General features: G+C 28.9%; 13 protein-coding genes. 12 read left to right on the top strand and 1 reads right to left on the bottom strand.

The window, feature by feature from the left end; translation table 11 throughout:
- Positions 1-10 precede the first annotated feature (10 nt).
- The 9 genes from BS101_RS13190 (at position 11) to BS101_RS13150 (ending at position 9130) form a co-directional block, all read left to right on the top strand.
- Positions 11-913: an alpha/beta hydrolase gene (locus BS101_RS13190; RefSeq protein ID WP_073539242.1), complete on the top strand. Its 903-nt coding sequence runs from the start codon at positions 11-13 to the stop codon at positions 911-913.
- 153 nt (positions 914-1066) lie between these two features.
- The gene (locus BS101_RS13185; protein ID WP_073539241.1) at positions 1067-1339 is read left to right on the top strand and encodes a hypothetical protein; all 273 of its coding nucleotides are present in this window, start codon (positions 1067-1069) and stop codon (positions 1337-1339) included.
- 163 nt (positions 1340-1502) lie between these two features.
- Positions 1503-2492 carry a methyl-accepting chemotaxis protein gene (locus BS101_RS13180; RefSeq protein ID WP_073539240.1) on the top strand — a complete coding sequence of 330 codons (990 nt, stop codon included), beginning with the start codon at positions 1503-1505 and terminating at the stop codon, positions 2490-2492.
- An 88-nt stretch (positions 2493-2580) separates the two neighbouring features.
- Positions 2581-3264, top strand: a complete 684-nt coding sequence (locus BS101_RS13175) for a response regulator transcription factor (protein WP_012102694.1) — start codon at positions 2581-2583, stop codon at positions 3262-3264.
- Positions 3261-4790 (top strand): sensor histidine kinase, encoded by a 1530-nt coding sequence (locus BS101_RS13170; RefSeq protein WP_073539239.1) that lies wholly within the window; start codon positions 3261-3263, stop codon positions 4788-4790. The genes BS101_RS13175 and BS101_RS13170 overlap by 4 nt, the downstream gene beginning before the upstream one ends.
- Positions 4791-4946: 156 nt before the next feature.
- A complete protein-coding gene (locus BS101_RS13165; RefSeq protein WP_073539238.1) occupies positions 4947-6839 on the top strand; it encodes an LTA synthase family protein in 1893 nt (630 codons plus the stop codon).
- 395 nt (positions 6840-7234) lie between these two features.
- On the top strand, positions 7235-7516 hold the full coding sequence (locus BS101_RS13160; RefSeq protein ID WP_073539237.1) for a hypothetical protein: 282 nt from the start codon (positions 7235-7237) through the stop codon (positions 7514-7516).
- 289 nt (positions 7517-7805) lie between these two features.
- The gene (locus tag BS101_RS13155) at positions 7806-8657 is read left to right on the top strand and encodes a DegV family protein (RefSeq protein WP_073539236.1); all 852 of its coding nucleotides are present in this window, start codon (positions 7806-7808) and stop codon (positions 8655-8657) included.
- A gap of 5 nt (positions 8658-8662) precedes the next feature.
- Entirely contained in the window at positions 8663-9130 is a 468-nt protein-coding gene (locus BS101_RS13150; RefSeq protein ID WP_073539235.1) for a PadR family transcriptional regulator, read from the top strand.
- Positions 9131-9184: 54 nt separating this feature from the next.
- On the opposite strand, the gene BS101_RS13145 is transcribed toward BS101_RS13150, so the two are convergent.
- Entirely contained in the window at positions 9185-9892 is a 708-nt protein-coding gene (locus tag BS101_RS13145) for a TerC family protein (protein ID WP_073539234.1), read from the bottom strand.
- A gap of 315 nt (positions 9893-10207) precedes the next feature.
- On the opposite strand from BS101_RS13145, the gene BS101_RS13140 reads away from it, so the two are divergent.
- The 3 genes from BS101_RS13140 (at position 10208) to BS101_RS13130 (ending at position 13791) form a co-directional block, all read left to right on the top strand.
- Positions 10208-11116 (top strand): WG repeat-containing protein, encoded by a 909-nt coding sequence (locus tag BS101_RS13140; protein WP_073539233.1) that lies wholly within the window; start codon positions 10208-10210, stop codon positions 11114-11116.
- A gap of 150 nt (positions 11117-11266) precedes the next feature.
- Positions 11267-11848 (top strand): TerD family protein, encoded by a 582-nt coding sequence (locus tag BS101_RS13135; RefSeq protein ID WP_073539232.1) that lies wholly within the window; start codon positions 11267-11269, stop codon positions 11846-11848.
- Between the two features lie 320 nt (positions 11849-12168).
- Positions 12169-13791: an Hsp70 family protein gene (locus BS101_RS13130; protein ID WP_073539231.1), complete on the top strand. Its 1623-nt coding sequence runs from the start codon at positions 12169-12171 to the stop codon at positions 13789-13791.
- The last annotated feature ends 8 nt before the right edge of the window (positions 13792-13799 follow it).

The following is a 13799-nucleotide window of genomic DNA, read 5'->3' as shown; positions in this document are numbered from 1 at the left end:
GAGGTGGAAGATGAAAGATTATGATGAAGTACTTTTAAAAGGCATATCCAGACCAGAATATTATGAAGAAGTTACTATAAAGTCTAATTCTGTTCCCATTGTACTATCTATATGGAAAAGTAAGAAGGAAGATCCTTGTATAGTTTTTTTTCCGGGAACAATGACCCATCCTTTGTTCTATGAAGAATTTTTAAATTTACTTTCATTAAATGGTTTCAATGTCATTGGAGTGCATCTGGTGTGTCATGGAAAAAGCCCAAGAGTAAAAGAGTTGTATAGTTTTGATGAAATGCTTCAAAACGGAAAGGATGCTATTTCCTATGGAATTCGTAGATTTAATAATAAGGTATTTATTATGGGTTCAAGTCAAGGGGGAATTTTAACTATAGCATTAGCGGGGCTTGATAATAGAATTAAGGCTGCTTTTCCTCATAATATCTTAATTCCAGCCCTTCCAGATTCAATTTGTGTAACAAGATTCCCAAATAGTTTTAAGCACATATATAAGCTAATTATTATAACGATGAAAATAGGAAGAAAAGTAGTTCCAAGATTACAACTGCATGTTTCTTTTTATCTGGATGTAAAAAAAGTTATAAGAGATAAAAAAGTATATGCCAAATTAGAGCATGATCCCATTGGGTTTATGAAATATCCACTTTATTTTTTGACTAGTCTGTTTTGTGCGGATTTAAAACAGGTATATGATGGCAGTATAAAATGTCCTGTTGTAGTTTTAGTAGGAAAAAAAGATCCTTTATTTCCCTTTGAATATACTAAAAAAGTTTTTAAACTGATAAAAGCTCCCCATAAGGAAATGCTGATTTTTGATGAAGATAAACATCTTATTATGAATGAGTGCGTGGATAGAATTATAGATAAAATTGTATGTAAAGTTAAGGAATTTGTTTAAAGGTTTTAAAATTGTGCAATATTATAATAAAGAATTTAAATAATTATTGTGATATTTATCAATATTTAAATTTTTCTTAAAATTATATGAATATAAAAGGAATTATTAAAAAAGAGAAGAATATAGTATATTAAGAAAGAGGTGAATGTTATTATGGGGAAAAAACATGTTGTAAAATCACAAATAATAAAGGATAAAAAAGATAAGATAGAGAAAATATTTAGTGATTTAGGTAAAAGTTTAAATTTGGAAGGATTCATAAAAACATTTAAGGAAAATTATCCAGAAGATTGGAACAGTATAGTAAAACGGTATAAGGAACATAAAAGATTATCCAAAAAGGGGAAAAAGTACCCTATGCCTGAACCAGATAAGTATCTTGAAAATATTTATAACAATTATATGGGCACTATAAGTAATTCTTAGATTCAAATGTTCTAAAAACATTAAAAAGAATGTATTCTTTTTAATGTTTTTATTATTTACATATGTATTAATCAATGCTGTACAAATCGACTTATTTCTTATATTATTATAATAACAAATAGAATAATTTAGAAAGTAACTTTTTAAATTGTAGAAGGGAAAGATGAGTAATATGAGTTTTTTTAAGCTAAAAGATAAAGATAATTCTACCTCTAAATTTAATTCTCGTGATATTGAAATTCAATACCAACAAAAATATGAAAAGAAAAAAAATGATATAAATCGACAAACCTTTGAATTTTTAAATCAACTGCATAAAAAATTAGAAAATATAATAGAACAACATAATGCAGTAAATAGTGAACATGAAATTTTGGCTGAACTTACAGAGGATATAAAAAATCATATGAAAAGTATATCTTCCATAACAAATCAAACCAAAGAATCCACCAGCGAGTTGTATGAAGAAGGAAATAAGCTTCATAATATAACTGAAAGTATTATTGAAAAATCTATAAAAGGAAAAGAAGCAGTAGAATCTATTATGGGTATAATAACCTCACTGGAAGATGGGATAAAAGAAACATTTGACAGCATGAGTAAATTGGCGGACAGATTTAAGGAAGTAAATGATATAACCAACCTTATAAGTGGAATAGCCAATCAAACTAATTTGTTGGCTCTAAATGCAGCTATTGAAGCAGCCAGAGCTGGAGAAAGTGGAAGAGGGTTTGCTGTTGTTGCAGAAGAGGTAAAAAAATTAGCAGAAATAACCGGTAACAGTACTAAAGATATATCTGTACTTATAAACACTATTAATGGAGAAACTAAAAATGTTTTGAAAGATGCCGAAAAAAACACGGATATGATTTCAAATGGAATTAAGGTTTCGGTGGAAGCCAAAGAGAAGATTGACGATACATTAAATTCTTTTGAAACTTTAGAGGGTATAGTAAAGAATTTAACGGATACAATGTCCATGCAAATAGATAATGTAGGTGAAGTTATGGAAAAAATAGATACTATAGATACCATATTGAAGGATACAAATGATCAAATCACATTACATGTAGATGAAGCTTCGGTGGTGGATAAGTATTTAACAGAGAGTGTAGATGAGTTATATGAATACACAGAGAAAATCAAGCAATAATTCATATTGATAAAAACTATTTAAAATCCTATACTTAAAAAGTATAGGATTTTGTTAAAAAATTAATATATTTTAGGAGATATTTAGAATGAATAAAACTGTTTTAATGGTAGATGATGAGGAAAGAATGAGACTTCTTATAGAAGCATATTTAAAAAGAGAGGGTTTAAAAGTGCTTTTAGCGGAAAATGGAGAGGAAGCACTTAGAAAATTTAAAGAAAATCATGTAGATTTAGTAGTACTTGATATAATGATGCCTTTGATGGATGGCTGGACTGTATGCAGAGAACTTAGAAAGATTTCAAATGTGCCTATAATTATGCTTACAGCCAGAGGAGAGGATGAAGATCAACTTTTAGGGTTTCAACTGGGAACAGACAGCTATGTGACAAAGCCTGTAAGTCCTAAAATTTTAGTGGCTAAAATAAAAGCCCTTTTAAGACGGACTTATTATGATGAAATTAACCAGGTTAAAGACAATACTTATGACGGACTTTTTATAAATGAAGAGGGTCATGAAGTAAAAATAGATGGGGAAAATATATATCTTTCTCCAAAAGAATTTGAGTTTCTATGCTATTTAATTAAGAATAAGGATATAGTTTTAAGTAGGGAAAAAATTTTAGATGCCATATGGGGCATAGATTACTATGGAGATTTAAGAACAGTAGATACCCATGTAAAAAGATTGAGAGAAAAGTTAGGCGTTAAATCTTATTTAATAACAACTGTTAGAGGTGTAGGTTATAAATTTGAGGTAAAGAAGGAATGAAAATAAGGAGCATTATATATAAAAATAAAGTTATAGAGAAAATAAGAAAAAATATAACATGGAAATTATTTATAGTCACTGCTTTGATATTTACTATATTTATAAGCAGTACCTTAACTTTTCAGTCTCTATTCTTTGGTAAATTTTATATAAACAAAAAGGAAAGAATTATAGAAAGTGAAGTTAAAAAGTTCAGAGTGCTTTATAATAATACAGAAAATGATAATGAAGTAACAGAACTTATAAGGAAATTCGAAGATAGTAATAATGCTAAAATAGTTATAATGGATAGTGAAGGAAAAATAAATTTTATAACAAAGTTAGATAATAGGGGATATGATGAAGAAAGAATAAAAATTATACAGGATATCATAGTTACATGGATAAGAGATTCAAATTTACTAGATGAAATAAAAAGATATAATAAATCTATAACATTTATTACAGAAAAGAGAATTAATGGAACAAAAAATATAATAACTGTAGTTCCCGATAATAATAGACAGGAAATATTATTTGCAGTAACTTCTCTTCAGCCGGTAGATGAAGCTTCTTCTGTAATAAAAGAATTCTATATTTATTTTTATATAGGCGCAATAGTGCTTATTTTGATATCATCTTTAATATATACAAATACGGTTTCAAAGCCTTTAGTTAAATTAAATGATACTGCAAAAAAGATGGCTTTAATGGATTTTTCTAAAAAATGCACTGTAAAAAGCAGAGATGAGATAGGAAATCTGGCAGATACATTGAATTTTTTAGCTTATAATCTGGATAAGGCATTGACCTCTCTTAAAGAGGCTAATGTGAAACTAGAAAAAGATATAGAAAAAGAAAGAGAAATAGAAAGAATCAGGAAAGAATTCATAGCCTCTGCTTCTCATGAACTTAAGACCCCTATAAATTTAATAGGAGGTTATGCAGAGGGCTTGAAAGATAATATATTTGAATCTAGTGAAAAGGATCATTATATTGACATTATAATAGATGAAAGTAATAAGATGGCAAATTTGGTGGCAGATATGTTAAATCTTTCTCATTTAGAATCCGGTGTTTTAAAACTTAATAAAGAAGAATTTTTTATGGATGAATTTATAATATATTCATTAAAAAAATTTTCTAAGGTTATAAAAGATAAAAATATAACTATAAATTTTAATATGATACCTAAAATCAGAGTATATGCAGACTGGGATAAGATGGAACAAGTTATAGATAATTTTACAACTAATGCCATAAAAAATACAGAAGAAGGGGGATATATAAATTTTGTTATAGAAGATAAGGAAAAAGATAAGATTATTGTATCCATAGAAAATACAGGAGAAAATATACCGGAAGGGGAATTGAATAATTTATGGAACAGTTTTTATAAAGTAGATAAGTCTAGAAATAGAGAATTGGGGGGAACAGGTATAGGGCTTTCCATAGTAAAAAATATACTGATGCTTCATGATTTTCAGTATGGTGTAGAAAATACAGATACAGGTGTAAGATTTTATTTTATAATGGATAAAATATAATTATATATAGATTTGTTTAGAATATATTATAGATTTGTTTAGAATATATTATAGAATTATTAACAATTTATTAATAAACTTGACATGTTAATGTCATGTAAGTATTGTAAAATCTTTTTTAAGTTTTAAAATAGTTCTATAGAAAGAGGAAGAAAAATGAATCTTGAATATATAAAAAACAATAAGTTATTTAAGGTATTGTTAAATTTCTTAAATAATAATATAGATATAATTTTATTTTTTACATTAATCTGTATAAAAGTCATGTCATATGCTAGAAATATATCCTCTAGCTATCTGAGTGGGCTTGTATTTTTCCCCATAGCAGCTTCAGTATTGATACTGGTCAGCTTTTCTCTTATCTTTAAGAAAAAAAGCAGAGTTACTTTTTTATATATAGCAGATGTGGTGGTAAGTTTAATACTTATAGCGGATTTGATGTATTATAGATATTTTAAAGATATTACTACACTAGCAGCAGTAAAAAATGCTAAATTACTTCAAGGAGTATCTGCTAGTGTAGGAAGTGTGGCAAATATTAAAGATTTATACTACCTGCTGGATATATTCATTTTATTACCTGCAGTTAGGTTCTATAAAAGAAGAATAAAAAACATAAAGCCTATATCAAAAAGATTAGTAAGTTTTTTGGCAATGTTCATTTTAGGTGCTAGTGTTAATGCTGCTATTTTTCGTTGGGTGTCTAAAGTGCAACCTACATTATTGACGGCTATGAGTAATAGAATATATCTTACTACTATGATAGGAAATATAAATTTTCACATGGTGGATTCATATAACTATATAAGTACCAGCGTTAAGAATTCTAAAAAATTATCTGAGGATAGAGAAAATGAAATTAAAAACTTTTTAGAAAATAATAATAAGAGTACGGGAGAAATTAATTTTAAAGGAGAAGCAGAGGGGAAAAATTTAATAGTAATTCAGGTTGAAGCACTGCAGAATTTTGTAATAAACCAAAAAGTGAATGGACAGGAGATAACCCCCAATCTGAATAGATGGGTAAATAAATGCATGTATTTTGATAATTATTTTTATCAGGTTGCAGGGGGAAATACATCCGATGCGGAATTTATGTCAAATAATTCACTTTATCCTGCACAATCAGGTTCTGCCTACTATACTTATAGTGGAAATAAATATGATTCCCTGGCAAGTGCCCTAAAAGATAAAAATTATTATACAGCAGCCATGCATGGAAATAGTGAAGGATTCTGGAATAGAAATGTTATGTATAAGGCACAAAATTTTGATGACTTTTTTGGAGAACATAGTTTTAATATAGATGAAAAAATAGGATTGGGACTTAGTGACAAATCATTTTTAAATCAATCTCTAGAGAAGTTAAAGAGTTTTAAAGAACCTTATTATGGATTCTTAGTTACTTTGACCAGCCATTTTCCATATGAGGCTGTAGATAAGTATGGAGAATTTGATGTAGGAGAGTATGAAGGAACCTTTATGGGAAACTATCTGAAGGCAATACATTACACAGATGCCCAGTTGGGAGAATTTTTAGATGCTCTTGAACAGCAGGGAATAATGGATAACTCTGTAATAGCGTTATATGGTGATCATTTTGCTATTCCAAAGGACAATGCAGAAGAGCTTTTCAAGTTTGAAAATGAAGAGAAAAGTGATGATTTTACCTGGTTTAAATATCAGAAAGTACCTTTATTACTGCATTTTCCACAGGATGAATATGCAGGAGTAAATCATAAGTACAGTTGTCAAATGGATTTATATCCTACATTGGCTAATCTATACAATTTACCTCGAAATTATATGTTTGGAAAGGACATGCTCAATGGAGATGATGAAAAAGTTATTTTTAGAAATGGCTCTTTTATAGATGGGAAAAACTTATATGTATCCTGGACTAATACATATTATAGTTTGGAGTCAGGAGAAAAGATAAATGAAACGGAAGAATTGAAAGAAGAAAAAAATCAATACACCAAAGAATTGCAGTATTGTGATGATTTGCTAAATCACAACTTAATAAAGACTTTTACAGAAAAAAAGTAAAATGAAAATTGAAAAATAGAGATAGAGCACATGTGTCCTATCTCTATTTTAATTAGAACAATAATATAACTGACTTTTAAGCATAGTATTTATGTAGGAGAATTTTGTTTTGAAAGGAAAAATTCAACTATGATACTAAAAAGTATATTCCAGCTTATGGTTATTATATTTATAGTTATTATACCTGTTAGCTTAATCGTATTGATATTAACGGATTTCAATGAATTTAAAAAAAAACTGCAGAATATTCACAAAAAAAAGTAAAAATATTAATAATTGTTAAGAGGTATTTCATACCTCTTTTAAGGATTTTGTGTTATAATATAAAATATAAATGATAACTGAAAAAGTGGCAGGTAATTTAACTTTTTCAAATAGAAAAGAGAGGAAATAATATGGACTTTGTAGGTAAAAATTTTGCTGTGGTTTGGAAAATAATATTGGCCTTAATCGTATTGGTTGTATTTATAAGAATAGTACCTTTATTAGCAGTAGCAGGAGTTTTACTGTTCTTGATTTTAAAAGTAAAAAGATATTTTAAAGACAAAAAAAATTATGTATTTAAAAGCCAAGATAAACAGAACATAAAGAAGGATAAAGAGGAACCCTTTGATTTTTCTCATAAAAAAATTATAGATGTAGATTATTACGAAGTTAAAAAATCAAGTAAATCTTAAAAGAACTTAGAATTTTGATACTCTGCTGCAGTTCTTCTAAGGTTTAGATAGAGTTTGATTGTAAATAAGGATTTTCTCTATTTGAACTTTAGAAGAACTTATCCACAGGGATACGGTGGCTGTAACCTTTAAGCAAATTAAAAATTTAAGTTCTTTTATATTTTAAATTTTATTATCAATACTGATATATCAGTATTGATAATAACTAAAAAGATGATATAATTATGTATATTTTAAAATATAGACATTAAATATGTTTTAATATATTGAAAAATAGGAGGAATAATAATTGGAAAAAATTGCATTGATAACAGACAGCACCAGTGATTTGCCTGAAAATATTATAAAAAAATACAATATAAAAATGCTTCATTACAAAATAATATATAAAAATAAAGAGTTTATAGATAAAATAGATATAACTCCAGAATACGTGTATAATAATTTACATAAGGAGATACCCACATCTTCAATACCATCTATGGATGAAATAGAAAAGGTATTTAAAGAATTGGAGGAGGAAGGATATACTCATGCCATAGCTGTAACACTTTCTGCTGGATTAACGGGGATTTATAATGGAATAAGAGTGGTTAGCGAAAACCATCCTGAAATAAAAACTTACATATTTGATTCTAAGTCCATTTCTATGGGAGAAGGAGTAATAATAGAAGAGTGTGGAAAACTCATAGAAAAAGGTGCCAGTTTTAGTGAAATAGTTGATAAAATACCTGATATAAGAAAAAGATTAAATTTATTTTTTGTAGTGGATACCTTGGAATATCTCAAAAAAGGCGGCAGAATAGGTAAAGTGGCAGGAACTATTGCAGAACTTTTAAATATAAAACCTATAGTATCTATTGATATAAATGACGGTAAATATTATACTTATGATAAGGTAAGGGGAAGAAAAAAGTCTCTAAATAAAATGATTGAGATTGGAGAAAATATCCTCAAAACTAAAAAATGCAGATTATGTGTTGTGCATGGATGTGCTTTAGAAGATTCACAAAAAATGTTTCAAGAATTAAAGAAACATCCAAATGTAGTTTCTTCAGTTTTTGGAGGGGCTTTAAGTCCTGTATCTGGTGTGCACAGCGGGCCGGGACTGGTAGGATTAATATTGTTTGAGGAAGAATAATTTTTATGGGTAAATTTAATTTTAAAAGAGAGACAGAGGAAAAAGAGAAGCTTTTATATGAGGAGTATAAGAAAAAACTTTTAGAGTTAAAAAGAGTAAAAGAAGAACAGGACGCTGTAGGTCAGGTTTTTACAAAAGGTCTTCTCCCTATATATGTACTTTATATTTTAAATATTAATGCTACCAATGGAAATGATATATCTCATAAAATAGGAGAGAGGACTGGAGGTAGATGGATTCCAAGCACTGGAGGGATTTATCCCCTTTTGAAAAAATTAGAAAAAGATAAACTGATTGAAGGGAACTGGGATCATTCTAAAAATAAAATGCAGAAAATATATAAAATAACAGACCTTGGAGTCTGTGAGTTTAAAAAAAGAAAAAATCTTTTAAAAAATAAAATCGAAGAATCATTGGAGGTGTTTAAAATAGTATATAGTGATCTGTATAATGAAGATGATGAAAATCTATAAGGATCTATTGTAAAATACAGTTTGTTTTACCACAGATCCTTATATTGTTAAAGTTTAAAAGTGTTGATCCTTAAATTCTTTCAGGGAGTAGGATATAGGTTTGTTTATAGTGTATAATCCATATAAGAGAACTATTATGGCGGCACTGAAGGATATTATATTTATCATCATAGGAGAAGTAAAGTTATGTAGAAGGTTGTCCTCAAGAAGCATCTTGAAGGATGTATGGGCAAGTATTGCACCACCTATATATATGGTTATAGGATGTTTATTCATAATTTTTGCTACGTATTGACTTCCAAAAAATATAATAGGAATATTTAGTGCAAGACCAAATATTATAAGACCTATGTGCCCTTGGGCTGTACCTGCAATGGCAAGTACATTGTCTAAACTCATGGCTGCATCTGCTAGAACTATACTAGATACTGCGCTCCAATATTTGTTTGATGTATTTACAGCTGCTTCTTCCAATCTTGGTGGTTCTGGTTTTATAAAGTTCCATGTGATTTTTATAAGCAGTATTCCTCCAATTAGTTTTATTGGAAGCCATTTTATAAGAAGTATATAAGTAATTAGACAAGCAAATACTATTCTTAAAAAAATTGCAACAAATACTCCTATAATTGATGCAGACTTAGCGTGTTTTTTTGGTAAATCTCTAGTGGCTAGGGCTATAACACCTATATTGTCACCACTTAAAACTATATCTAGCAAAGTGATTTGAAGGGCCCCTATTAGAAAAACTGTTAAATTATCCATATTGGTTACTCCTTTTATATATAATAAAAATTTCTATAAGACATAAATCAGGCTGTGAAAGAACTTATTTATGACATCTATTGTACCATATAAATTTTATAATATAAATACTTTAATCATATAATATGGTTTTTATAGCTATATTATTTATATTAGAAAAATTATCTATTTAGAATGTTAAATTAGGGAATAATCCAATGTTAAACGTTGAAGATTCTGACTTTTTTATTTTATTTAATTTGCAGATGTGTTAAAATTAAATTTAAATGAGTAGTTATATAAAATTGAAAAACTTATGAATGGGAGGGAATTTATATGGAGGAATGTGTAAATTTATTTAGAATTAAGGTTAATGACAAATGGGGATATATTAATGAACTTGGCAAAATTATTATACCACCTGTATTTCAATATGCATGGGATTTTAACGAAGATTTGGCTTCGGTTCAGATGGATAATAAATGGGGATATATTAATGCAAAAGGAGATAGAGTAATAGATTATATCTATGATGAAGCATGGAATTTTTGCGAAGGATTTGCATCTATAAGAATAAATGATAGATGGGGGATTATAGATAGACAAGGAAATGTAGTAGTACAGCCAATATTTAGGTTTATTGATGAATTTTCTAATGGATTGGCACTTGTTATGAAAAATAAAAAGTACGGATTTATGGATGAAAGAGGAAATTGTGTTATAGAGCCTATTTATGAAAACGCTTTTGGCTTTTCGGAGGGAATTGCCAGAGTAAATGAAGGAGATTATTGGGAGTATATTGATACTAAGGGCAAAGTGGTTTTAAAATGTGATTTTGATTGTGTTTTTGATTTTCATGAAAATCTAGCCCAAATTATGTCGAATTTCAAATATGGATTTATGGATAAATCAGGAGATCTATTAATAGGGCCTAAATATGATATTGCAGATGGTTTTTCAGAAGGACTAGCTAATGTAAAAATAGACGCAAAGTGGGGATATATAGATAAAGAAGATAAGGTTATTATAAAACCTAATTTTGATGATGCACTTAATTTTAAAGAAGAGAGAGCTTTTGTAAAAGTAGAAGATAGTTGGGGATGTATTGATAAATCAGGTAATTTTATAGTCAAACCTGAATTTGAACACATAAATAATTTTTCTAACGGGCTTGCTATGGTAATATGTGATGATAAATATATTTATATTAATAAAAAAGGTGAAAGAGTGTGGGAGGAAGAGTAAATCCATTATAGTAATCCTTTACTTAAGTTAAAGTTATTTCATTACTAATAGTTTTTAGATTGTTAAATTGATAGAAATTGACAAGTATCTCTTGCAAAAGTATAATAAAATCGAAAATAAAAGTGCTTAATGTTTAAGTGGAGGCATATTATGGGGATAATGATAAAAAAAACGGAAGATATAGATTTTATAGAAGATAATGATTTGTTAAGAAAAATATTGATAGAGCTGCAGTGGGATACAAACTCAGGTAATAAGGATATTGATTTAGATATAGCAGCTTTTTGCCTTGGGAAAGATGGAAGGGTTCATAAGGATTCGGATTTTGTATTTTATAACAATTTAAAACATCCTTCGGGAGCTGTTGAACATTTAGGAGATAATCTTTTAGGAGATGGAAAAGGTGAACAAATAATTGTAGACTTAGCTTATGTACCTCCTGACATTTGTAATATAACTTTTGCAGCTGCAATATATAGGGCAGGGGTTAAGAATCAAAAATTTGGACAAGGTATTAGTTGTTATATTAGAATAGTTAACGCAAATAATAATCAAGAATTATTAAAATATGATTTAAGTGAAAAATTTTCTGATGAAACTGCTGTGGTTATAGGAGAATTATATAAATATATTAGAACATGGAAATTTGGAGAAATAAATAAGGGGGTTAGAGGTGGGTTAGCTGCATTATGCGAAGAATTCGGAGTAAATTATACTCAAAGTAATGACTAGTTAAATGCTTGTTTTACAGTATACAGTATAGTGTTAAACAAGCCTCCTCGTTATAGTTAAACTCTAAAGGGAGTCTGTTTCTACGTCTAAAAAAATATTCAAAGCATTTTTGACTTGTTGTCTGTTTTCAAATATCTGAATTTACCAGGATATGTTTGATATTATTCAACAAATGTAAATGTGCTTTTTTTATTTATTCGAAGACTTGAAAATAAAAAGTTTTGGAAAAGTAAATAATATAATGGTAAAATTTAAACAGTGAAGGCAATCAGACTAATATTAAATTTTATATGAGAAATAATTTGAAAGGGTGAATTTATGTGTCAGTAGTTGTAGGTATAGATTTAGGAACTACAAATTCAGTGGTTTCATATTTGAAAAGGGGAAGAGCAGAAGTAATACCTATTGATGGAAAGAATATTTTTCCTTCTGTTTTATCTATAAGAGATGGGGAAATTATTGTAGGAAGTCAAGCTAAGGCTAGAATGATGTTGTCTCCAGAGACCTCTGTATGTTCCACTAAAAGGGATATGGGAAAAGATATCACCTATGATCTTGGAACAGAAATGTTTACACCAGAAGATGTAGCTTATTATATATTGAAAACAATAAAAGAAAAAGCAGGTGGCATACTAGGAGAGAAAATAGATCAGGCAGTAATAACAGTACCTGCATACTTTACTTCTGAACAGAGGGAAGCTACCAAAAGAGCAGCGGAAAGGGCTGGACTTAATGTACTAAGACTTATGCCAGAACCCACAGCGGCTGCTCTAGACTATGGTATTGATCAACAGAGAGACCAAATTATAATGGTATACGATTTAGGTGGGGGAACATTTGATATTTCAATAATGAAAGTAGATAAAAATGAATTTGAAGTATTGGCTGTAGATGGTAACTCAAGGCTTGGTGGAGATGATTTTGATGAATTAATCTGCAGCAGGATGTATGATAAAATAAATGATGAGTTAGGGGAGGATATTACTTCAAAGAAAGATAAAAAATATATTTCTGCCCTTATGAAGATAAGAGAAAATGCAGAAAAAGCAAAGATGGATTTATCTGATTTGGAAGAAGTTGAAATAATAATTCCAAATTTAATAGATGATTATTCTTTTGAAATGACTTTGACAAGGGATGAATTCAACCAGCTTGTAGAACCCTTGATGGAGGAAACTATTGATAAAATTTATAATGTACTTAAATTAGCTAATCTTACCAGGGATGACATAGACAGAGTGCTCCTTGTAGGGGGTTCTACAAAAATGCCTATAGTGAAGGAAAAAGTGAGAGATTCAGTTAAAGATCCTTATGTAGCACCTAATGTGGATGAAGTGGTTTCAAGAGGTGCAGCTATAATGGCTGCAAGTTTGTGTGTACCTGAAACTTATGACATGGCACAGACAAATAATGGAATTAATAGAACCAATGAAGTCAATAGAGTCAATGAAATTAATGGAGTCAATTTAGACAAAAAAATTATAGTAAAAGAAAAAGTGGTATTTACCTATGGAATAGATATGCTGGATGAAAATCGTAAATTATATTTTAGGTCTATAATTAAAAGAGGGTCTACACTACCTGCTAAAGGGGCAGTACTTGGATATACTTCAACACCTCTTCAAAAAAGTGTAGTCATAACAATTTATCGGGGAGAATCAAAATCTGTAAAAGAAAATCAGTATTTAGGCGAATTGGAGCTTGACATAGTGAATGTTTCTGAGAAGAATGTACCGGTATGTGCTTTATTTGAAATAGATGAAAATATGATAATTACATTTACAAGTATTGAAATACCTATGACAGAAGAATATAGGGAACTTATGGACAGTGCAGGAAATGATGGTGGAAATATGGATGTGGATTTAATAAATAAATGTTTACTTGAAGGTAAATTAAAGGGCAAAAAAATAGAAATTGATGCAAAAGCTCATTTGAAATAGGAGGGTAA

This window comes from Clostridium kluyveri, from assembly GCF_001902295.1.
Taxonomy (GTDB): domain Bacteria; phylum Bacillota; class Clostridia; order Clostridiales; family Clostridiaceae; genus Clostridium_B; species Clostridium_B kluyveri_B.
Note: the sequence above shows the minus strand (reverse complement) of the source record. Positions and strands in the feature narration are given on the sequence as shown.